This window comes from Enorma shizhengliae (assembly GCF_009676995.1).
GTDB classification, from domain to species: Bacteria; Actinomycetota; Coriobacteriia; order Coriobacteriales; family Coriobacteriaceae; genus Enorma; species Enorma massiliensis.
The window spans coordinates 1-22,068 of sequence record NZ_VTFZ01000011.1; the positions used below are offsets into that span (position 1 = coordinate 1).

The window sequence follows — 22,068 nt, forward strand, 5'->3', positions numbered from 1 at the left end:
GCCGGGCATCTCCCCGGTCACCTCTCGCAGAAGAGGTGACCGTTCGCGCCCTTTATCCCATATCCGGTTTTCAAGGTTCCTATCAAAAGTCTCCGGAATTACCCTTGACTCCTAATAGCAGGTCTCTTGACACTCGATTATACCCAGCAGACTCCTTGCTGACCCTGACAGGGCGATGATTTAGGGCGAACAAACAAAGGGATTGATTTCCAACGAGGGCGAAAGCCGCAGACGCTCGACCTAGCTTCATCGCTTTTGCTATAATCCTCTCAAATCCGGAATTGATTCCGGATTTGAGAGGATTTGAGGCCAGCATGTATATTACCCGCGCGCTAGAACCGCTTGTTCGCAGATACTCAGAGCACTTCAAAGTTGTTGTAGTCACCGGTCCACGCCAAGTGGGCAAGACAACTATGCTTAAACACCTCATGGAAGAAGACGCTCACGCTGGCCACGAGCGAGCCTACGTGACTCTCGACAACACCGCCATCCTGCAAACGGCAAAGGAGGACCCTGCGCTCTTTCTCCAGCGCTATCGTCCGCCCGTTCTCATCGACGAAATCCAGAAGGCGCCGGAACTTCTCCCCTACATCAAGGAAATCGTCGACGCATCCGACCAGACCGGAACCGTCTGGCTCACCGGTTCCCAGCCATTCCATCTCATGAAGGAAGTCTCTGAATCGCTTGCGGGGCGCGTCGGCGTCATCGAGATGCTCGGCCTCTCCGGTGCTGAGATTTCTGGCGTTCCCTCTGAGCCATTCTCTCCTGGCAGGGATTACTTCGTGCGCCGTGCAACCGCATCTATGCAATATGACGTGATGGAAGCATACGATCGCATCTGCGCCGGCTCGCTTCCGGGCATTCGTTCCCTGCCGGAAGATCTGCGCGCAGGCGCTTACGAGTCATATCTCGACACATACATCATGCGCGATATCCGCGACCTCTCACGGATTGGCGACGAGTTGAAGTTTCGCCGCTTCATGACCGCCTGCGCCGCGCTCACCTCGAAGCCCGTGGTCTATGCAGAACTCGCGCGCATCGCAGACATCGACGAGAAAACGGCCAAAACATGGATCTCTTTGCTCGTAAGCTCGTATATCGTGAAGATTGTCGAACCGTATGCGAACAACTTGCTAAAGCGTCTATCCAAACAGCCGATCATGCATTTTCTCGACACCGGCTTGGCAGCGTATCTCACCGGCTGGACCAGTCCACAGGCTCTTGAAGCTGGCGCCATGAGCGGGCAGATCTTCGAGACCCATGCCTTTGGAGAGATCTACAAGAGCTTTCTCAACGCTGGGCAGCGAGCGCCACTCTACTTCTTCCGCAACAACGATAAGAAGGAAATCGACCTGCTTATGGAGCGTGACGGGACGCTCTTCCCCATCGAGGTGAAGAAAACGGCGTCGCCCTCGCGTAAAGACGCGCGCAACCTAAACGTCTTAGACCCAGTCACCGCACCCGACGTGGCACCAGAACTCTCGATGTTCAAACGCGAAATTGGGACAGGTGTCATCGTCTGCATGGTTCAGGACACATTCCCCGTAAGCGAACGGGCGTGGGCATTTCCGGCTTGGGCGATTTAGTGCACGCTGTTCCTCGCTGCGGGTGCACCCGATAACGAAGCACGCCATAGCACATCATGTGACATGAGCTACTTATAGAACGAGATAACCCCATGAAAGTAGTCGCACCAACGCCGGCAGATATCGGCATGGTTCGCCATGACGAAGTCCATTACATCGGCAAGCTCGCGCTTTGTAAGTTTGCTTCCATTACTTGCAAGCAAGCATCCACCGTTGCGAGTAAGCCATATCTTCGTGGCATGTGCTGAAGGATGCCCCTTTGCAACATGAACATGAACCGGCTCGCCATCTTCGCCAGTCCAGAAAAAGATTGCAAAGCCCTGGAACAGGAATAGCCTAGGCATAGGTCTTCGACGCCTCGCGTGCCAATCGAAGAATGAGTGGGGCATTGTTATGGATAAAAGAATCGAGGTACGCCAGATCCTCATCGTCGAAGCCATCGATGTCTGACCACTCAAACGCTGGAAGCATGCATCGCGCCGAATCGAAGCCAAGCTCAATCGGTCGCTCGATCGACACTTCGACTATACCGCCATCCAGCACATTGGAATATGCGACCTGTGTTCCATCTTCAAGTTCAACATAGTTGTAGAACATGGTGCACCTCCTTAGCGCATCGATAATTATACCCGTACATGGCTGTAGCTACGGAGCGCACCTTTTACACAGACCGCCCGGCCATTCTAGTCGGGACGGTATACCATCACATCAGGGAGGTTAGGCCATGAAAATACGCTACGTCGGCTCCCGCGCTGGGCTTAACCCAGATCGGGACGTCGAAATCGGACAGGTGTTTACCGTTCTCCAGGTTGGAGAGTCTTACTTCCTCGCAATCGACGAAGGCGGAGCCCCTACTACGCTCTATGAGGACGAAGTTGCACTCGTCAACCCGCCCCTGAATCCTCCGACGCCGGGAAAACCGGAGTGGATGGGGGTAGACGCCCGAGATTACTTCACCGATACGGTATATGCAAGCGCACAAACCATTAACCAAAGAATAGAAACTCGTGGCCAAATCCATGAACTCAGGCATGCGACGCCGGAAGATTTCGAACGAGATGACCCAGCCTACGTGGGACGTATAGAAATCTGGGCAAGCAGCCTTATTGGTGGAGGGCCAATCGAAACCGCCTATCTACTTGCCATGAATTCTGTCGGCGTTGGGGACAAGTTGTTCGCACACTTCGAATCCAATCCGAATGGAACTAAATACGTTCAATTCCGCGATGCCGACGGAACATTGCTTCCGTTCTCTCCCTACTACGATTTCAACAGCCTCACGCTTGAGCGCGCGTTCCTGCGCCTTAGGCGAGGCCAGCGCATTGTCTGCGAAGTAACCGAAATAAAGGCAATGACGGGCACCTGCGCACCGGCTTCACCAGACACGACATGGACCGTATACGACTTTGTTACCGATGCGCGCATTGTTGGATAGCACATGGAATGAGCCTGTCCGCTCCTACCACTCATCCCCGGCGCGGCCGCGCTGCCGCTTCAACTGGGACCGATGGTGCTTATCCGCCAGCCGGCGTTCGCGCGCGGCCTTGGACACCTTGGTCTTCTTGCGCACGCGCGGCGGCTGGGCGCGGCGCTTGAGGATCGACGCAATCTTCTGCAGGCAAAGCTGGCGGTTCTGGAACTGGCTGCGCGTCTCGCGCGCGGTCACGGTGATGCCCGTGGGGACATGCGTCATGCGCACCGCGGAATCCGTGGTGTTCACGCCCTGACCGCCCGGGCCCTTCGCCCGGAACACCTGCACCTCGCAGTCGCGCGCGAGCTCGTCGGCACTCTGTCGAGCGTAGCGCGCGTAATCTTGCCAGTTCACGATGCGCCCCCTCTCAGAAATGAGAAAACGAGCCCGGTTCGATTGATAAAACGAACCCGGTTCGTTTTATCACGCCCAAGCAACCGAGTGAGAAAACGAACCGGGTTCGTTTTATCACTCTGCTACTTCCCCTGCACCATGGTGAGCGAGATCTTGCCGCGGTCGCGATCGACCTTTTCCACCCACACCTTCACGGTGTCGCCCACGGCCACCACGTCGCTCGGGTGCTTTACGAAGCGCTTCGCCAGCTTGGAGATGTGCACGAGGCCGTCCTGGTGCACGCCCACATCCACGAAGGCTCCGAAGTCGACCACATTGCGCACGGTGCCGGTGAGCTCCATACCCGGCTGCAGGTCGTCGATGGAGAGCGCCGCGCGGCTGAACACGACCTCGGGCGCATCGTCGCGCGGGTCGCGGCCGGGCTTCTTGAGCTCGTCGACGATATCGATGAGCGTCATGAAGCCGCAGCCCAGCTCGCCCGCGAGCGCGCCCACGTTGCCCACGCGCTTATCGATGTCCGGGATGCCGCCCGCCGCGAGGTCCGCCGCCGTCACGCCGGCACGCTCGAGCACCTGCGTGGCAACCGCATAGCTCTCCGGGTGCACGCTCGTCGCATCGAGCGGGTTCTTACCGCCCGAGATGCGCAAGAACCCCGCGCACTGCTCGAAGGCCTTCGGCCCAAGCTTGGGCACCTTCTTGAGCTGGTTGCGGTCGGTGAACACGCCGTTCTCCTCGCGGTACGCCACGATGTTCTTCGCCACCGGCTGCGTGATGCCGGAAACGTAGCTCAGCAGGCTCGCGCTCGCTGTGTTCACGTCCACGCCCACGCGGTTCACCACGTCCTCCACCACGTTGCCAAGCGTGCGCGAGAGCTCGGCCTGATCGAGGTCGTGCTGGTACTGGCCCACGCCGATGGACTGCGGCGGAATCTTCACGAGCTCGGCCAGCGGGTCTTGCAGGCGGCGGCCCAGGCTCATGGCACCACGCGTGGTCACATCGAGCTCCGGATACTCCGCACTCGCCAGCTCGCTCGCCGAATACACGGACGCGCCGGCCTCGTTCACGATGGTATAGCGCAGATCGGGCGCCTGCTCGGCGATGAACTCGGAGACAACTTCCTCGGTCTCGCGGCTCGCCGTACCGTTGCCGATCACGATGGTGTTGATATGGTGCTTCTTCACCAGACGCGCCAGCTCGCGCTTGGTGCCCGCTACGTCATGGCGCGGCTTGGTAGGGTACACGACACCGTGATCGAGCAACTTGCCCGTCTCGTCCAGCACTGCGACCTTGCAGCCCGTGCGGAAACCAGGGTCAAGCGCGATCACGCGCGCGCCGCGCACCGGACGGGCCGAGAGCAGGCTCTCGAGGTTCTTGCCGAAGACCTTGATAGCGTCCGTCTGCGCACGGACCGTGAGCTTAGCGCGGAGCTCGCGCTCGAGCGAGGGCGCCATGAGGCGCTTGTAGCCGTCGGCGATGGCGGCGTCGAGCACCGGGGCGAAGGGGCCCTGACGGCGCGGCCAGCGGGAACCGAGGCGCGTAACGGCAACTTGCGCGTCCACGCCCACGCGCACGCGAAGCTTGCCCTCGCGCTCGCCGCGGTCGATGGCGAGGATGCGATGGTTGGGAATCTTGCGCGCCGGCTCGGAGAAATCGTAGTAGGGCTCGTACGGCGTCTTCTCGTCCGCATCCACCGCAGCCGCGACGATTTCACCCGTGCCCTCGGTGAAGGAACGCAGGTCGGCAACATTCTCCGGGTCCTCGGCAACCGTCTCGGCCACGATGTCCTGAGCACCCGCAAGGGCCTTTTCGGGCGTGTCGTAACCGGCCTCGGCCGCCTCGGCGGTAACGTATGCGGCGGCCGCGTCGATCGGAGTCGCACCGCCCTTGGGCGTGACCTGCATGATGATCATGTTGGCGAGCGGTTCGAGCCCCGCCTCGCGGGCCTTCTGCGCGCGCGTCTGGCGCTTCTTGCGGTAGGGCTTGTAGAGGTCCTCGACGCGCTGGAGCTGTGTGGCAGAGCGAATCTCGGCCTCGAGCTCGGGCGTGAGCTTGCCCTGGGCGTTGATGAGGATGATCACGTCCTCTTTGCGCTGCTCGAGATTGCGCAGGTAGGTGAGGCGGTCGCCCAGCGTGCGGAGCGCGACGTCGTCCATACCGCCCGTGGCTTCCTTGCGGTAGCGCGCGATGAAGGGAATCGTGTTGCCCTCGTCGATAAGGTCGATGGCCGCCTGAACGGCAGCAGGCTTGAGGTTCAGCTCTTCTGCGAGCGTGAGGGTTATGTCCATGCAATGACTCCAGACCATTCGATGTTGGAGTGACTAGGATACCCGCCCACGCGGACAGGGGCAACCGGACGGGACCGGTCGCCGGGATGCCCGGCAGGAAGCATCCGCCTAGAACCCCCCGAAGCGCGGCTCCGCGCTCAGCCCCTGCGTCTGGAACACGCGCTCGACCGCTTCCTCGTACTCCCCCACCTTGCGAGCTTTCCGCACCGCGCGATGCACGACCTGCGGGTCTGCGAAGGAATATTTGGCGTAGAACCACCATTCCTTCATGCGAAACACCGCGTTGCCGCCGATCTCTTCCTCATAGGCGCAGAAGAGCTTGTCGTGGAAGTGCTTGAGCTCGGCTGCTGTGGCAGCCTGCCCGCCGTTGAGCATGCGCGCCAGCGCGGGGTTGGAGAGGGTGCCGCGGCCGAGCATCACGTGGCGCGTCTCCGGATACGCCTCGAGTAACGCCGCCATGTCATCGGTCCCAAAGATGTCCCCGTTATACGCCACTGGAAACGGGGCCCGTCTGAGCGTCTCGCCGTAGAGCTCCAGGCGCGGAACGCCCTGGTAGCGATCTTTCTGAACACGAGGATGGACGATGAGCTCCTGGAGCGGGAAGCGGCAGTACAGCTCGAGGATCTTCTCGTATTCAGTGTCTTCCAGCACACCGACCCGCGTCTTGACCGAAATCGGAAGACGCGACCGGTCGCATACCTCCTGCAGGAACCCTTCGAGTTCCCCGAGGTTTCTGAGAAAGCCGGCACCCCTCCCCTTGGCAACGACCGTCCCGGAAGGGCACCCCAGGTTCAAGTTCACCTCCGCATAGCCCATATCGGCAAGCACCTGCGTCGCCCACACGAACTTGTCTGCATCGTTGGTGAGCAGCTGCGGAACTACGTCGAGACCTTGGTTGCGCTCCGGGTCGACCTCTTTATACGCCTTGCCGCCAAACGAAGAGCTTACCTGCGGCGGAGCGAGGAACGGAGTGTAGTAGCGGTCGAGGGCGCCGAAGCACTCCGCGTGGACCCTGCGAAATACGCTTCCCGTGATCCCCTCCATGGGGGCAAGCGAGAATAACATCGGCGTCGGCTCCCCTTTCCCTCCTGCCGCGGCACCTAAGCCGCATCGAGGGCGGCTACCATCAAATGGAGACATTGTAGCGCGGACTGCATACGGCGAAGAAGCGCTCGCCGCCTTGCCTAAACCGAAACCGGTTCAATGGCCCAGCATAGAGAGGCACGATGGAGCGTCTTGCGGAGAGTCTTGAAGTGAGACTTGGCATGCAGCGCACGGCAGACAATAAGGGCGGATGCCCGTTACCCAAGCATCCGCCCTAAAGTCTCATCTAGATAAAGGTTGTCGTACCGTCGCGTTAGCTCCTGTGCCGCCTTGCGAGCAGCCCGCCTGCGAGCACCGCAGCGCCAACAACCGCCGCCGCAGCCACCGCGAGCATGCTCATATCACCCGTAGCCGGAATGGCGGCCGCATCCTGCTCTAGCCCTTCAGACGAGCCGGGCTCGCTGGGTTCAGCCGGGCGCTCAGGATTGACGGGGGTCGTCTGGTCCGGATCCTGACTCGACTCCTTCTCGCCGCACACGGTGCAGACGCCGTCTACGAAGCTATGGCCGGCAGCAGGGATCTCCTGATAGGTCGAGTAGCCGCAGGCGCACTCGTCATAGGCAGCCCAGCCAGGGTCGGTGCAGGTGGGATCCTGTCCGTCGTGGTGCGCCAGACTATGCGCATCGTAGTTCGCAGTGAGCTCGACGGCACCCGCCGGCATCGTGAAGGTGGTCTGAGCTGCGGAGGGATCGTCGAAGGAGCCCACCGCAGCACCGTTCTGCGTCCAGCCGGAGAAATGCCCGTTCGCATCACGCGAACGCCCGCAGCCCGGGCGGCAGCACGTCCTGCGCATGAGGCAGTCCCTCGGGCGCAGGCAGATGCAGAAGCACGCTCGCGGCCTGGGCGATGAACGCCTCCGCGGCGCGGAGCTGTGGAGCCCCTTCCGATTCCGCCGCGATGGCGCCGCGCGCCGCCTCGAGCGCATCCTTCGCCCGGTCGATGTGTCCGAGCGGCAGGTTCGCATATGCGCAGATGAGGCAGGCTGAAAGGCGCGTGTCGAAATCCTCGCTCTCAAGGTGGCGCGTCGCCGCGGCGACGGCCTCTTCCGGCCTGCCGCTGAAGTAGCAGAGCTCTGCCCGCGCGATATCGCGGCGCGGTCCGGGCGCGAGTGAATCGACGAACTCCGCGCACGTCCCCGGCGCAAACGGCGTGTTCATGAGCGGCATGAGGTTCGCATGGGAACCGGGCACGCGACGTGGGCGGGGCATGGCGGCTTGCGGAGCGGAATCGGCGCGGCGCGGATCGTTCGGCTTGCGCGCGTTCACGGGAACGCCTCACGAGCGGCCGAACTTCACCGCGCCGTCGACGCGCCCCTCCGCGCAGAGCCGCTGCACGAGCCGCTCCGTCACATTCCACCGCTGGGCGGCATCCTTCACCGTCATGTATTCCACGGCAAGCCCTCCCTGCTGTCCCTGGGCGCGGGGTTCGTTCGCCACGCGCGCAAACCATTCGTTATTGCGAACACTATGGCACAGGAAGGGCGTTGATTCTATTCGCCTAACCGTACAGTTTGCAGGCTAGTGGTGACAGGCGTGCTCCTCGCCCATGACGGACAGGGTGCCTGCGGCGGCCATGTTCGCGACCTCGCCCACATTCGGGGTCTCGCTCTCGAAGTAAACCGTAATGCCCGCCTGAGCGAACCCCATCATGGGACGCATACCCATGCCTGCGGCAACGATCGCGTCGACGCCGTGCTCGGCAAGCAGGGAGACGGGTCGCATGCAGCCGCCTTCTTCGTGCGGCGGGTTGTCGATGACCTCCGTCGCGGTAATCGTGCCGTCTTCGACCGTCACCACGGTAAAGCAGTCGCAGTGGCCAAAATGACCCGAGCGATCGCACTCGAGCCCGCCCGCACCCATGGTTGGAATAGCGATCTTCATGAGGTTGCCCTCTTTCTTCTTGCAGGCACTTCGCTTTTGCGCCCGCACCCGTACCTTATGCTACTTGGCTACTACGCGATATCCTCCGCGATATCGATGCTCTCGCCCAGAAGACCCACGTGGGCGCCGGCGGCAGCCTTGTTGCTCTCCGCGTGCACGATGAGCCATTTATCGGCAGCCCACAGGAGCGGGGCATCGCCGGCGTTGGCAAGCGCAGAATCGAGCTCCGGCAGAGGGCCGTTCGTGCCCTGGGGCAACGCGACGAGCGTGCGGAAGCCCTCATCGCCTGTCTGACAAGGCGCGTAGTGCAGGGTGTCGGCAAAGACTTCGACGAGCACACCGGCGGGCACGCGGAACGCGCGCACGAGCGACATGTCGAGCGTGGCGTCGACGCCCATCCCCTCTATCTGGTGCTGCTTCGCAAGGAGCAGGATGAAGTCGTTCGCACCGAGGTTGAACTCGCTGGAGCGGTGGTACTCCAAGGCGTTGAGACGCGTGTTATGACCGCAGCACCAACCCAGTTGAGTGGGACGACCGCCGAAGAGAAGCCCCTTGAACGCAGGCGCGACCTCGAGCTCTTCGAGTGCGGTGGCGCTGGCCTCGTACTTCGTGCCGTCCTCCGGGCAAGGTGCGTACTCGGCGAGCGCGTGGACCACGGGCTCGGTGAACGCGGCGGGAACATCTGCCCACACGCGACCATAGTTGCGGAATGATTCGTCATAGATAGATTCGATGAGCATGGTGTCCCCCTTCTTCTGCTGGGATTCGACTGACATGCAGCGCGGACGGCGCACCCGCGCCGGCAACGTCGCATGCGTCGATTATCACACGATTCGCATGCACAGATTCACTCTACATCCCCGTTTATCGTCGATGTAGGTCAAATTCCTGTAAGTTATGCTTCTCAATGTCAGCTTTGGTGGCGCAGTTCAAAACAGATAGAGAGGAGGCGTCGAAGGGGCTCTCGGTTACGCCTCGATGCGAATCGCGATGCTCGCGCCGCCGAGTTCGGGGTCGATAAAGCGCGCATCGCCGCCATGCTGCCGCGCGATCGTCCGCACCACAGAAAGACCCAGCCCGGTACTGCCGCTCTTGCGTGAACGACCCTCTTCCAGGCGTACGAACCGACCGAACACGCGCTCGCGATCCTGTTCCGGGATACCCGGCCCATCATCGCTCACAACGATCTCGACGAATTCGCCGTCCGCGTTCTCAACATTGCGGCACGAGATCGCCACGCGACTTCGTGCATAGCGCGCTGCGTTGTCGAGCACGTTGCGCACCGCATGCGAAAGCGCCTCGTGATCTGCCGTGCACACCACCGGCTCCACACCGGAAACATCGACCTCGCACGACGCCCTCGCTTTCAAAGACGAGGCCTCTTCATAGAGCAGGTCGCACAGGTCGAGCTGCTGCTTGTCCAAACGCGACACGCCCTCATCCTGGCGCGCGAGCAACAGCAGGTTGCTCACAATACCGCCCAGACGCTCGTTTTCAGAGAGCAGGTCGTTTGCAAGCGTATCCGCGTCAACCGCGTCCGGATGGTCGCGCATGGTCTCGAGCATGACGCGAATAGCCGCCACCGGGCTCTTGAGCTCGTGCGATGCATCGGAGACGAAACGGCGCTGCTCCGCGACGGCAGCCTCGAGGCGCGCGAGCATATCATTGAACGTGGTTGCCAGCGGTTCCAGGTCGCGATCGTGCTCCGGCACGGGCAAGCGGCGGCTCAAGTCGCCGATGGATATCGTCGCGGCCTCCGCGCGCATGCGCTCGACCGGCGCGAGCGTGCGCGCGACGGCGAACCACGAGAGCACCGCGACTGCGCACAGGGAGCCAAGCATGGCGACGGCAAGTACGATGGCGACCGTCCTCATTGCCTCGCGCGCGGGAGCGAGCGACGTCAGCGCGGCGATGGTAACCACGCCATCGGGCGTCTGGACGCCGCGCTCCACCACGAGGATCGGTGCTTCGATACCGAGTGCCGTAGTGGCGTCGATGTGCATCTCCTCGACCGATACCGAAAGTTCCTGGGCAGACGATGCGCCCGCCTGCTCCGCCACGAAGGGAAGCCGCTGCTGTACGAAATGGCGTGCATGTGCATGGATGCGGCCGCGCGCCGAGGCGTCGCCGTCGTAGCCGGAGTCGCCCCCGTCGTCGTAGCCGGAGTTGCCCCCGTCGTCGTAGCCGGAAGCACCTCCGTCGTCGTAATTCGAGGCAGCTTGTTGCGGCTGCGACGGAGCGGGAGCAGACGAATACCCGCTGTTATAGTTCGAAGAGGCTGCCGGCGCGGAAGCTTGCGGACGTGACGGGCTACTTTGCGGCGTTGCCGAGGGATCCGCCTGCTCGCGCTCCTCTGCCTGCGGCACCACGTCGTCGGCATCGTCCTCGGCAGGCTGCTCATCAGCCATATCAAACGTCAGAGAGACGCGCTCACGCTCGCCGCGGCGCTCCTCTCCCGGCGCCAGGCCACCCTCCGAGATGGGTGCCACGTCGCTCGCCCAATCGCTCGACGCCACCACGTTTCCAGACTCATCGATGATCTGTACAAGATCGGCGCCGGTCCCGCGCAGTTCGTCGGGCATCTGGCCGGCAGCGACCTGCGCTTCGATCTCGTCGAGGCGCTGATCAAGACTGCCCGAGATGGTGGCGCTGATCGCCCAGCCCGTCGCCAGCGCAACGGCGGCCGTAATGGCGACCATGGCAGCCGCGCACACCGCGACGGTGATTACCGAAACCTTCCCTCGAATGCTTTTGAAAAGATGCATGGTCTCTCCCTGGTTTCTGGCCAATGTGTCCCGCGGCGTCATGCACGCTGGCGCGCCCGTGCGACATCGCGTTTCCACGCGGCAGCACGTCCCAGCGGCATCACCCGTACCGGACACCGGCCTTGCGTCGCCCTACGCCGGCTCGGACATCCGATACCCCACCCCGCGCACGGTGTGGATGAGACGCTGCCCAAACGCCGCGTCAACTTTCTTCCGCAGGTAGCCCACGTACACCTCGACGACGTTATCGCCGCCCATGTACCCCGGCGACCACACGTGGTCGAGGATCTGCGTCTTGGTGAGCACCTGCCCCGCGTTGTACATGAGGTATTCCAGCAAGGCGAACTCGCGCGGCGTGAGCTCGATCGCCGTGCCGCCGCGTTCGACGGCCTTGGAAGCCGGATCGAGCGTGAGGTCACCCACCTGCAGCTTCGCCGAACCCTTGCTCGCCCCGCGCCGCAGCAGCGCTCGCAGGCGCGCTACCAGCACCACAAGCGAAAAGGGTTTCCGAAGAAAGTCGTCGGCACCAATATCGAGCGCATCCGCCTCGTCGTACTCGCCATCCTTGGCAGTGAGCATGAGCACCGGCGTCGTGATGCCCGCGCCTCGCAGCTCGCCGCACACGTTGTAGCCGTTCATGCCGGGGAGCATGATGTCGAGGGTGATGACGTCGTACGCCTCGGTGAGCGCCATCTCCAGACCCGTGTTGCCGTCGCAGGCGATATCGACGGTGAAACCCTCGTCTTCCAAGCTCGCCTTGAGGTATGCGACGATGTTCTCCTCGTCTTCAACGACCAAGACGCGCATATGAATCCCATCCATTCCGCTCCGAGCGCACCGTGCAAGTCGATTCTACGGAGAAGGGCGCTCGCCCTTGCAGCGTAGCGCCCCTCCTTCGGCAAGTGGTAGCTCTATCCGAAAAGCCTTACCGTTTCCTTACAGCATGTAAAATAACCCCAGGGGTTTTTAACATCGCCGCGCTAGTCGTCGTAGCCGCTGTCGGAGTCGTAGCCACTGTCCGAGTCGTAGCCGCTGTCGGAGTCGTAGTTGCTGTAGCCGCTATTGCCCGTAGCGGGAGCAGAGACCGCGGGTGCCGAAGCCGCAGGGGCGGGCGCGGGTGCGACGTAGGCGGAAGCGCCGTCATCGTAGCCGCTGTTTCCGTCATCCCAAGAATCGTCGTAGAGGCTGTCGCCCGATTCGTACACGCTGTTGCCGTCGTAGTCTGTGGCACCGTCGTAGTCCGTAGCGCCGTCGTCGTAGTTGGTGTTGCCATCGTCGTAGTCCGTAGCGCCTGGGGCGGGAGCCTGCATGGTCGCGGGAGCCTGGTTCGCGCCATTGGCGTCGTCGCCGCCTGCTACCACGCTCTGTCCCTTCGTCGCACCTGAAACCAGAGCGCTTGCCGCCGACGTGTCGCATCCGGTCAGGAAGAGCATGCCGCACAGGCCAATCATGCACAGGGGAACGAGGGCGAGCTTGGGGTTGGCGAGGTCGAGCTTCTTCATGGTGTCCTCCTTCTCTTGCGTTCCGCTTCGAGCGGCTTTCGCTAATCCGTGCGCCTTCCTCTGGGCGCATGGTCATAATGCCGAAGGAACCTGAGAAAAAGCTGAGAGAATCTGCCGCGGCTCTGAGCGCGCAAATGGGGTAAGAACGGGGTATGCCCGGCGCAGAACAACCCAAGGAGGAACGCCCATGACCAGCCTCGAGAACGTCCGCGTGTTCACGCAAAGCGCCATCCGCATCCAGAGCAAGGACGGCGTGGTCATCTACCTTGACCCCTTCAGCCTCACGGATGCCGAGGCGGCGCACGACGCGGACTACGTGTTCATAACCCACGCGCACTTCGACCACTTCTCGCCGGAGGACATCGCGCGCGTAGCGGGCGACCACACCGAACTCGTGGCGCCGGCGAGCATGGGTGCCGAAGTGGCCGGCGTGGCGGACGAGATCGGGACGACGGCCGTGCACCTGTTGCAAGCAGGCGGGCGGCTCGAGCTGCCCGGCGTTGCCGTCGAGGCCGTGCCCGCGTACAACGTGGAGCCGGAGCGCCTGGAGATGCATCCGCAGACGAACGGCTGGCTGGGCTATGTGCTCACCGTCGACGGCGTGCGCTGCTACGCGGCGGGCGACACCGACCAGAACCCGGATAACGAGCAGGTGGCGTGCGACGTGGCGCTCGTGCCCATCGGCGGGACGTACACGTGCGACCCGCATCAGGCCGCGGTGTTCGTGAACGCGCTGCGCCCGAAGGCCGTGGTGCCCATCCATTACGGCAGCATCGTGGGCGCGCAGGAGAACTTCGACGAGTTCACCGCCGAGGTCGCGCCCGGGATTGAGGTCGTGCGGAAGGTTGAACGATAAAGTTCAACAAGCGGCACAACCGAATAATCCTGCATGCGGACGAGATGCACCTATCCCCGATAGCTTGTCATCCGCTCCGCAAACAACTGAGCCACACGCTCTTCGGATGCTTCGTGCCACGGGTCGTACAAGTCGACAAGCACATCGAACGACAGCACATCGAAAACCGTACGGTACGTAAGCGCAAACCGCCATTGGAGGTATGCCGCGATCCATCCCGCCCAATACTCCGGCGTCCTATCTGGCCGAAAGCCCTGCTCGATCATCGCCTGTTCATCGTCGTAACCAAGCTCGCGACACATGTCCCAAAAGAGCTCGATGCCGGATCGCCCGGAAACCACCCAGGGTGCACCCGCTTCGAACTGTCTGGCAAGCTGGCTTGACGCGAAGAGGTTCGCGACTTCACGTCCCTCGGCGCCGTAATCCCAGACCGCATAGTCGAAGAAACATGCAAGGCAGGACATGGCGTCTTCTAGGTAGAGGATATCGTATGCACGAACGGCGGCACCGTGGCTTTTAGAAGAGACGTGGGCCATGGGGATCGACCTCCTCGAGCTAAAAATCGCGAACGAACAAGCCACTGCAATCGAACTGCGTGCGAGGCAAATACCTACTCCTCACACCAGGACACCTCACCGGCCTTGATTTCTATCGAGCCGTTATCCAGCGAAAAGTACAGCTCTCCCGGGTGGTCTTCCTCAACCTCGAAAATCCATGCGCCCATTACCAAATCAAGCGAGAGCTTGAACGATTCGATCTTCTGAAAGCGGAAGGCACCGACTCGCTTTGCATCCGAAACGGATTTAGCCCCGTCGTGATCCTCGATGGTTAACAAGGTGCCGCTTTGATCCATCTCGAGGCATCCAAGCCGGTAATCATGAAAAGCGCCGAAACGGTTTATCACGTCCATCATTGAATCCGCCATGATTGCTCACTCCACCCTAATAGCTACGTCCAGAGTTAAGGTAACAAGCCCCCTCTTCCTGGCCAGCGATCAATTTCCACCACATCCCGGCTTTCAACGCGAGCACAGTCCTGATGGCTCTTCTAAAAAAACCCGCAAGGCGCCCCAATTCACCCGTCCATTTTATCGAGTCGGATCTGCTCTTATTCTCCCTGTTCGTCGATGATGCGCTGTACCTCTATGCCGTTTTCGTCAAGCGCATTATTAATATTCAACCGGTGCGTGTCGAGAACAACGGAAGCGCCGCATAACAGACCGAAATTAATGTAGCGCGAATTCGCCTCCACCCGAGGCTCAATTCGATGAATCGTCTGCCCGATGAGTTCTGGCACTGGATATTCGCGCCACTCAACAGCCCAGTCAAAGGTGACAATCTCGCCTTCTCTCGCCCATTCGCACTCACGAGCCCAGTTCACAAAACCATTTTTTGGGTTAATGTCGTCAACCGAAATTGAAACCTCATCGAGTTTTGAGTTTAGAATTGCCACCCAATGCCCATTGGCACCGATGAGCACAGGCGGTATCCACTCCCATTCGTTGTCCCAACGATTGAAGGCAACAAGCACATGCTCCAACGGACATCCTGCAACAGCGCGATCAGCCAAGGCACATAGTTCGTCCAAATCCTCGGCTTCGTGGCAAAACTGTGGCTCGAAACCCACGAGCCCCATCCAGCCATATTGCCGTTCGTCAGAGTACATACCTCAGCCCGTTTCTCTCTAGTTGCGTTGGAGCACAAAACGCGCAAGCGAGCGAAGCTCACTTAAACCAACAGGGCATCCGATTCATCATCAAACATGTAAACCTCTCCCTTCGTTAGGCGTCATGTATAAATCGCAACGGCAGTTAATACGCTTCCACGCCACGCATCAAGGACTCGTCCATTGCAAAGAGCAAGAACTCATCATTGGCATCCTTTGTGATTCCAAGCCTCAACACATCGCCCTTATGCACCGCAAAATCGGAATACGGCTCGTTCATGAGCCAGCCATACGGATAGCCAGGCTCATCGATGCCCATAAGGCGAACCCAAACCTCCTCGTTTGGATAATCTTTGCCAGCCAGCAGCACCCTAACATCGTCTGGAAAGTCCCTGTTGCGGAGATGGTCGAGCGCTTCTGCCCTGCGCGTAGCAAGCACTCCTTCGTTATCGCGGTAATGCTCATCGATCATGGCGATATGCTCGGCATACGTCTCCGTTAGCGCGCCGACATCTCTGGGAATCTTTACAAGGGTCTCATCCGGAACACCGCCGCGGCGAAGCATCATCCTTCGGTTTTGCACCTGAAGAAGCGCCATGCCACCGAACACTCGCTCGTCATCAAAACGGGCGGGCGCCAGCACATCGAAAGTCAAGCCCGCCATCCTATCGATATAGGGATATGTCAACACAGCATCGAACCCATCGGGAGCTTTGAGATCCTCTACAAACAAGTCTTTGATGCCGGGAGCCTTCAAAAGCACAAGCCGATGAAAGAGCTGCCTGAAGCCTATATTGCCGAGCGTATCCATATGAACCTCCTCGCCCTGCAGCATCGCGAGCATAACTCACCTTATTGCAACCTTACCGTGCCGTGCGGACAAAAACACGGAGCGCGTTGATAGCAGGTCCACCAATAAAGGCAAGGCAAAGGGACGCTCTACTTTTTGTCCGGACGAGGGTGGATACTTTCAATAACGTAATCGCTCGAGAACAGGAGGAGTTTCATGGGCAGGGGCACAAGCGTTGTTTGCGAGAAATGCGGCTGGGAGGAGCAGTTCTCGTTTGGATCGGGTTTCCTTTCGTTCGATAACCCTGAAGACTTTGAAGACATTGCATCAGGAAAGCTCGGCGAGCTAGCTAAGCGCGCACTTGACGGAGCGAATCCAGAGCTCGTTCATCTCCGCTCCGAGCTCGAAACGTTCAGCTGCATGGGGTGCGGCGAGCTAATCCGGGGGCGAAAGATAACCGCGTACATTGAAGATGATTTACCGATTACGCTCTACGACTGCGACAAAACTTGCCCGAAATGCGGGGAGAGCCCCTTAGGGCCAGGAGGCGTTCTAAGGCCTGCCGATGTATCTGGCCATATTGAGCGCCTTGTAAAGCAAGGCTGCCCCAACTGCGGAGGCGAACTCAAGAAGTATTCCTACTTCTGGGATTAAGCAGGCTTCTTAAGAGAATGAAGAAGAACATGGACAATTCGAACAATCGAGGCGTTGATGAGTTCGGCCTTCCGCTGCCAAAGAAATACGATGCCTCGCCCTGGGATGCGCGCGAATACCTAACAGACACGTATGCAGAAACTAAAACGTTAGAAGACGCCATCGAGATGCGAGGCCAGGACGCATTTGCCCACGAGGTCGATCCCGCCGACTTCTCGGACGATGACGACCCTCGCGAAACGAGAATTGGCATCGCCGAGCTGTGGGCAGACTCTACGTGGCAAGTGGGAATATCAAAAAGGGATGTCGAGCTCGAACGCACCGTGGCTGCCATACAGGCAGGTGATCTTCTTGAAATCCGCGTATGCCCGATGTCGCGGGACGAACTTGGCTACCAATTCTGCCTGCCAAATGGGAACCCGCTACCCTACTCTCCCTACCATGATTATGACGCGCAATTTCTTGACCGCGCGCTCAAAGCTTGCAGGGCTCACGAGTACCTGGTATGTCGCGTGAGAAGCGTTGAATGCTACGGCGGGAACAATGACGTGCCCGTTGATCCCTTATTTTGCTGGCGAGTGTACACATGCAAGGTGACCGTGTTTAGACGAAATTGGGCGCCTGAGCTCAACTGAGGGCGCAAGGGAGTATTGCACACGAACGATCTTCCGCATCTGGAGCGCATTCCAGATATGGGTGAATGCCGCACGATTTGCTAGGCATCTATCGCGCTCCTTTGTGCGCGCCCCTCAGCCCACCAGCCCCGCAATCGCATCGAGCTGCGCGGTGATGCCGGCGTCGAATTGCCGTTCAAGACGTCGGCAAACCGTGTCTACTTTTCTCAGGCGATACACGTCAACGAAGTGCCCCGCTGGCGAGCAAATTGAACCCCTCCCCAGCACCCTCGTGGTACAGTAATCCCAATTCATAACCGCGCCGCACAGAAAGCAAAACCATGGCAAATCAGCCCAAACTTGGAAAGATCGAAAAGGTAAATGTTCGCGATGTCTGGCCACACGAAGCGCTTAACTTTACTAAGTGGCTCGCACAAGAAGACAGTCTCTCCATGCTTGGCGATGCCTGTTCCATTGAGCTCGAGCTCAAAGATACAGAAAGCTCTGTCGGATCGTTTGCAGTAGACATCTTCGCCCAAGAAGTCGGCTCGGAGCGTAAGGTGGTCATCGAGAACCAGCTCGAAGATACCAACCATGATCACTTGGGGAAAATCATTACATATGCCGCGGGTAAAGGCGCGGGCGTGGTGATTTGGGTCGTTGCGCATGCGCGCGACGAACATCGCAACGCAATCGAATGGCTCAATGAGCACACAGACAGTGACTGCGCGTTCTTCTTGGTTGAAATCGAGGTGTGGCGCATTGGCGACTCACCCATGGCTCCTCGTTTCAACGTCGTAGAATCGCCCAACGAGTGGGCGCGAGCAGAAAAAGCCAAGTCGGGTCTCTCGGAAACAGGGCGCATCAAACTCGAATACTGGCAGACGTACGTCGATCGTGCCGCCCAGAACGAAACCTTTTCAAAATTGTTTAAACCACGCAAGCCACAGGCGCAGCATTGGACAGATTTGGGAGCGAGCTCAACGAGATACCATCTAGTACTTTTGATTAATACGCAGAAGAAGCAGATTGGTGTTGAGACATGTGTTCACGATGCCGATTTTGGCGACTATGTCCTCTCTCGCCGTAAAGAGCTTGAACAAGCACTCGGTATTGCCGGAACACCATATAACAAGAAAAGCAAAGGCATTCGTTTCTATAAGGGCGGCCATGACATCAAAGCCAACCGTGAGAAGTGGCCGGAATTCATAGATTTGCAGCTTAGCATGATTTTGACTCTTCAAAATGAGATGGTTCGTCTGGAGAATGAGTTCGAGATGGTCGAAAGTAAAGCAAGCGCTCTGGCGATTGATGGCTAAACACAAGACTCGTTTTTGAGAACAGATGACCGACCCATAAGTCTTCCTCATGATGCATAGCGCATGATCATCAAGCGAGACTATGCGACAGTGCCGCCACATTCACGACCAGCCCTCGTGTCAAGCTCGCGTTCATCATCTCGGGATATAGCACAATAGCAGAATGAGGCGTTCAAAGGAGAAAACCATGTTGCTGATTCGCCGCGTGGACAAAGAAGAACATGCGCAACAGATTAACGATGGTACTTTTGGCTGCCGCGACTTGTTGAGTCACTTGTTCTCGCAATCGGGGGGATCATACAAATACGTTGATTACTACGAAAGGCTGTTCGAGCAGGTAAGAAGCGATTCACAACCGAATTACCTGGGCATAAATGATTTATCCGAGCGCAATCAGCAGATACTTAAGTACATTCTTGACCCCATGATTGTGGACTCATTTATGACCTTTTTCCACGTCTTTGATCCACAGATAACTCCTCAGTGGCTCGATGAGCAGGACGACCATGGCTTTTATTTCTTCGTAGAGCCCCGCTGCGAGCTCGGTTTCTGCGCGTGTGGGGAAAACGCAGACTGCTACTATGCTGGAGCCCCGATTAGATATTTGAACGCACCCGAAGAAGTCTCTATAAACGAGACCGGTCTCAGAGTCCCTGCTCTAGCATGCGTTTTCGCGAACCGAGAAATCGGCTGCGACCTAACTCAAATCCAAAAGGCTACTTATGCTAGCGAAATGCTCTGCTCCTATGCCCCTCTCTTCAATCGTGTTCTTGGGGAAGGAACATCTCCTGTTGAAAACGAGTATAGATACGTTATCCGAACCAAACGAACAATTCACCGTGATCTGACCGTTGGCAATCTTGGCAAGCACTGCATTATCAAGCTGGATGGGCGAAGGTGTGGCATCGAGATTCCCACTTACCAAGCGATACCGGCACAAGCGAACTATTATGTTTTGCATCCGCTTGATAGCCCAAGAGAGTGCCTGGACTTAATCGCGATGATGCGCGAAGGTCATCAAATTGATATCGAAATGAATTTCTACGACATCGACATTAGTGCCACCTCGAAGCGCTGGGGCTATATCGGAAACAAAAAAGACTGCATTAAGTTTGTGAGAGAAGAGGTGCGCGGCGTCAAGCGCAGGAAGGAAACGGCAAACTATCATTTCCATAAAGGACCATGGGATCACTTGATGAATAGCGCAATCCATCCTTGGAGTGACGTGGCTGAAGTCATTGCCTTGCCCGAGGAAGGCTACTATTCCCTTCAGCCAAACGCACATGCGCCTTCCGATAATGGCGTTTCTTGAAAAAGTAGGTTTAACAGAGGTCCTGTAAGAAACAATTGTTTACGGCGTCGTAAACAGCAGATGGCCATCTATTTCCTTTGCGATACCACACGTGCCATAAATTGGGATCGCCGCGACCTTCAAGGAGCACGCGCTGAGTATCTTGCATAACGATTTCACACGGAAGCACGATCTTGAGAACGGGACCACTCTTTTCGTTCTCTACCCTTACAAACTCGTCAACTTTATTAATGAGTTCATTGTAGTCAAATTGCTCAATTCCGATCTCGCCATCGGGAATCAGCTGCACCATCAAATTATATGAGGGCATTTTAATGTCAATTTTAGCAAGATGTACTAGTGGAATCCCATCCGAACAATTTTCTAATCGAATGGCCTTCCATCATACAAAAGCGGCTCGATCCCTAGGTACCGTCAAGATTCTTGCGCACTTTCCGACAGCCCCATAGGCCCGCCGTCCGGTGCGGCTACCCCTCCAGCAGAGTCACGTCCAGGTAGCGACGAGAGCCCCACTCGCTCTCGGCCACGTACTTGAGCCTGGCGGTCACGAGCATGAGGGCGCTCCTCCCGTCGGGGAAGGTGCCCACGACCCTCGTCCTGCGCCGGATCTCGCGGTTGAGCCTCTCGATGGCGTTGTTGGTGCGTATGCGCCGCCAGTGCTCGCGTGGGAACCGCGTGTAGGCCAGGGTCTCGGCGTATCCGTCGCGCACGACCTTGGCCGCCTCCCCGAGCTTGGACTTCTCGAGCTCGGATGCGACCTCGAGGGCCTTGGCCTCGGCAGCCTCGCGGGACTCCATGGCGTGGATGGCCTTGAGCATGGCGGCGACCCTCGGCCTCTTCGATTTCGGAACCTTCGAGAGCACGTTGCGGTAGAAGTGCACGGTGCAGCGCTGGTAGGCCGCGCCGGGGAAGACCTCCGCGATGGAGCCGACCATGCCGGCCGCCTTGTCGCCGACGAGCATCCTCACGCCGCGCAGCCCGCGCGACTTGAGCCACGAGAGGAACTCCCGCCAGCACTCCGCCGACTCCGTGAACCCCTCGGCGGCGCCTATGACCTCGCGGTAGCCGTCGTCGTTCACACCTATGGCCACCATCACGGCCACGTTCTCGTAGCTCCCGCCCCAGGACCTCTTGAGGTATATCCCGTCGACGTAGACGTAGGGGTAGGCGCGCTCGAGGGGTCGGTTACGCCACTCCTCGATCGAAGCGAACGCCTTCTCGTTCAGGTTCGAGACGGTGGCCGCGGACACGCTCGAGCCCCAGAGGATCTCGGAGACGTCCTCGATGCGCCTGGTGGAGACGCCCGCGAGGTACATCTCTATCATGGCCTCCTCGACGCTCGTCTCGCGGCGCCGGTAGCGCTCGATGATCGCCGTGGTGAACCGCATGCCCTTGAGCTTGGGCATGCGGATCGTGACCTCGCCGGACGTCGTCGTGAGCTTTCGCTCGTAGTGGCCGGCGCGGTACGCCTCGCGCCCTGCCGTCCGCTCGTAGCGCTCGGCGCCCACGAGGTCGTCGGCCTCCTCGTCCAGGAGGCCGTTCAGCATCTCCTCGACGGTACCCCTGACGAGCTCGCGAAGGTCGGTCTTCAGGCTCTCCTCGTTGAATGTTACGATTGGCTCGGGCATGGTCTACCTCCAGCATGTTTCTTGTCTAGGCAACTCGAATCATACCGGGGCGGGCCGTGCCCTCCTTCCTATCTGGACGCTATTCCGCTGTCAAAGTGCGCAAGAAATTGTACGTTACCGATCCCTATCGATTAACCCAGAAACCGTAATCCAACAAAATGCGCCCGGAAGTTCGTTGGCTACAGCTTCAAACAGCAAAGATAGAGCCTCGACGGCGATGCCGACGAGGATTTCCGAACCAGCTGTCGGTGCTCTGAAGCAGCTTGTATAAACAGCGAAATGG

Annotated in this window: 24 protein-coding genes and 1 pseudogene; 7 read left to right on the plus strand and 18 right to left on the minus strand. The window is 59.2% G+C overall.

The genetic code is table 11. The annotated features are described in order from the left end of the window. Positions 1-314 precede the first annotated feature (314 nt). Positions 315-1,586: an ATP-binding protein gene (locus GJE22_RS08105; protein ID WP_144688712.1), complete on the plus strand. Its 1,272-nt coding sequence runs from the start codon at positions 315-317 to the stop codon at positions 1,584-1,586. A gap of 68 nt (positions 1,587-1,654) precedes the next feature. Here GJE22_RS08105 and GJE22_RS08110 read toward each other — a convergent pair whose 3' ends face one another. After that, entirely contained in the window at positions 1,655-1,930 is a 276-nt protein-coding gene (locus tag GJE22_RS08110; protein WP_144688713.1) for a DUF4160 domain-containing protein, read from the minus strand. Continuing rightward, positions 1,923-2,183 carry a hypothetical protein gene (locus GJE22_RS08115; protein WP_144688714.1) on the minus strand — a complete coding sequence of 87 codons (261 nt, stop codon included), beginning with the start codon at positions 2,181-2,183 and terminating at the stop codon, positions 1,923-1,925. Before GJE22_RS08115 ends, GJE22_RS08110 begins: the two co-directional genes overlap by 8 nt. A gap of 127 nt (positions 2,184-2,310) precedes the next feature. Between GJE22_RS08115 and GJE22_RS08120 the strand changes: the two genes are divergently transcribed. Continuing rightward, complete coding sequence (locus tag GJE22_RS08120; RefSeq protein ID WP_144688715.1) at positions 2,311-3,021, plus strand: hypothetical protein; 711 nt, start codon at positions 2,311-2,313, stop codon at positions 3,019-3,021. A gap of 24 nt (positions 3,022-3,045) precedes the next feature. Here the strand turns inward: GJE22_RS08120 and GJE22_RS08125 are convergent. The 11 genes and pseudogenes from GJE22_RS08125 to GJE22_RS08175 form a co-directional block, all read right to left on the minus strand. Continuing rightward, a pseudogene (locus tag GJE22_RS08125) lies at positions 3,046-3,354 on the minus strand (peptide chain release factor-like protein); the annotation flags it as partial. 179 nt (positions 3,355-3,533) lie between these two features. After that, a complete protein-coding gene (locus GJE22_RS08130; protein ID WP_144688717.1) occupies positions 3,534-5,696 on the minus strand; it encodes a Tex family protein in 2,163 nt (720 codons plus the stop codon). A gap of 108 nt (positions 5,697-5,804) precedes the next feature. Continuing rightward, the gene (locus GJE22_RS08135) at positions 5,805-6,761 is read right to left on the minus strand and encodes a tRNA dihydrouridine synthase (protein ID WP_144688718.1); all 957 of its coding nucleotides are present in this window, start codon (positions 6,759-6,761) and stop codon (positions 5,805-5,807) included. Positions 6,762-7,053: 292 nt separating this feature from the next. Continuing rightward, a complete protein-coding gene (locus GJE22_RS08140; RefSeq protein WP_144688719.1) occupies positions 7,054-7,593 on the minus strand; it encodes an InlB B-repeat-containing protein in 540 nt (179 codons plus the stop codon). After that, positions 7,550-8,065, minus strand: coding sequence for a hypothetical protein (locus tag GJE22_RS08145; protein ID WP_144688720.1), 516 nt, complete (start codon positions 8,063-8,065; stop codon positions 7,550-7,552). Before GJE22_RS08145 ends, GJE22_RS08140 begins: the two co-directional genes overlap by 44 nt. A 9-nt stretch (positions 8,066-8,074) precedes the next feature. Continuing rightward, positions 8,075-8,236 carry a MerR family transcriptional regulator gene (locus GJE22_RS08150; RefSeq protein WP_154324157.1) on the minus strand — a complete coding sequence of 54 codons (162 nt, stop codon included), beginning with the start codon at positions 8,234-8,236 and terminating at the stop codon, positions 8,075-8,077. An 81-nt stretch (positions 8,237-8,317) separates the two neighbouring features. Further along, positions 8,318-8,680: a NifB/NifX family molybdenum-iron cluster-binding protein gene (locus GJE22_RS08155; RefSeq protein WP_144688721.1), complete on the minus strand. Its 363-nt coding sequence runs from the start codon at positions 8,678-8,680 to the stop codon at positions 8,318-8,320. Between the two features lie 71 nt (positions 8,681-8,751). Next, positions 8,752-9,420 (minus strand): DUF4867 family protein, encoded by a 669-nt coding sequence (locus tag GJE22_RS08160; protein ID WP_144688722.1) that lies wholly within the window; start codon positions 9,418-9,420, stop codon positions 8,752-8,754. 228 nt (positions 9,421-9,648) lie between these two features. Next, positions 9,649-11,445, minus strand: coding sequence for a HAMP domain-containing sensor histidine kinase (locus GJE22_RS08165; RefSeq protein WP_186297448.1), 1,797 nt, complete (start codon positions 11,443-11,445; stop codon positions 9,649-9,651). A 132-nt stretch (positions 11,446-11,577) separates the two neighbouring features. Next, on the minus strand, positions 11,578-12,267 hold the full coding sequence (locus GJE22_RS08170; RefSeq protein WP_218957903.1) for a response regulator transcription factor: 690 nt from the start codon (positions 12,265-12,267) through the stop codon (positions 11,578-11,580). Between the two features lie 158 nt (positions 12,268-12,425). After that, positions 12,426-12,947, minus strand: coding sequence for a hypothetical protein (locus GJE22_RS08175; RefSeq protein WP_144688724.1), 522 nt, complete (start codon positions 12,945-12,947; stop codon positions 12,426-12,428). Between the two features lie 187 nt (positions 12,948-13,134). Here GJE22_RS08175 and GJE22_RS08180 point away from each other — a divergent pair, with 187 nt between their 5' ends. Beyond that, a complete protein-coding gene (locus GJE22_RS08180) occupies positions 13,135-13,803 on the plus strand; it encodes an MBL fold metallo-hydrolase (RefSeq protein ID WP_144688725.1) in 669 nt (222 codons plus the stop codon). A gap of 50 nt (positions 13,804-13,853) precedes the next feature. Here the strand turns inward: GJE22_RS08180 and GJE22_RS08185 are convergent, their stop codons facing one another. From GJE22_RS08185 to GJE22_RS08200, 4 genes are all read right to left on the minus strand, one after another. Further along, on the minus strand, positions 13,854-14,339 hold the full coding sequence (locus GJE22_RS08185) for a hypothetical protein (RefSeq protein WP_144688726.1): 486 nt from the start codon (positions 14,337-14,339) through the stop codon (positions 13,854-13,856). A 74-nt stretch (positions 14,340-14,413) separates the two neighbouring features. Further along, complete coding sequence (locus tag GJE22_RS08190) at positions 14,414-14,728, minus strand: hypothetical protein (RefSeq protein ID WP_144688727.1); 315 nt, start codon at positions 14,726-14,728, stop codon at positions 14,414-14,416. 182 nt (positions 14,729-14,910) lie between these two features. After that, a complete protein-coding gene (locus tag GJE22_RS08195) occupies positions 14,911-15,468 on the minus strand; it encodes a hypothetical protein (protein WP_144688728.1) in 558 nt (185 codons plus the stop codon). A 145-nt stretch (positions 15,469-15,613) separates the two neighbouring features. Further along, positions 15,614-16,279 carry a hypothetical protein gene (locus GJE22_RS08200; protein WP_144688729.1) on the minus strand — a complete coding sequence of 222 codons (666 nt, stop codon included), beginning with the start codon at positions 16,277-16,279 and terminating at the stop codon, positions 15,614-15,616. A 195-nt stretch (positions 16,280-16,474) separates the two neighbouring features. Between GJE22_RS08200 and GJE22_RS08205 the strand changes: the two genes are divergently transcribed. The 4 genes from GJE22_RS08205 (at position 16,475) to GJE22_RS08220 (ending at position 20,157) form a co-directional block, all read left to right on the plus strand. Then, positions 16,475-16,912, plus strand: a complete 438-nt coding sequence (locus GJE22_RS08205; protein ID WP_144688730.1) for a hypothetical protein — start codon at positions 16,475-16,477, stop codon at positions 16,910-16,912. Between the two features lie 29 nt (positions 16,913-16,941). Beyond that, positions 16,942-17,547, plus strand: a complete 606-nt coding sequence (locus GJE22_RS08210; RefSeq protein ID WP_144688731.1) for a hypothetical protein — start codon at positions 16,942-16,944, stop codon at positions 17,545-17,547. A 320-nt stretch (positions 17,548-17,867) separates the two neighbouring features. Next, positions 17,868-18,845, plus strand: a complete 978-nt coding sequence (locus GJE22_RS08215; protein WP_144688732.1) for a DUF4268 domain-containing protein — start codon at positions 17,868-17,870, stop codon at positions 18,843-18,845. A 187-nt stretch (positions 18,846-19,032) separates the two neighbouring features. Further along, positions 19,033-20,157 (plus strand): hypothetical protein, encoded by a 1,125-nt coding sequence (locus tag GJE22_RS08220; RefSeq protein ID WP_144688733.1) that lies wholly within the window; start codon positions 19,033-19,035, stop codon positions 20,155-20,157. 467 nt (positions 20,158-20,624) lie between these two features. On the opposite strand, the gene GJE22_RS08225 is transcribed toward GJE22_RS08220, so the two are convergent. Next, positions 20,625-21,785 (minus strand): IS256 family transposase, encoded by a 1,161-nt coding sequence (locus GJE22_RS08225; RefSeq protein WP_144688734.1) that lies wholly within the window; start codon positions 21,783-21,785, stop codon positions 20,625-20,627. Between the last annotated feature and the right edge of the window lie 283 nt (positions 21,786-22,068).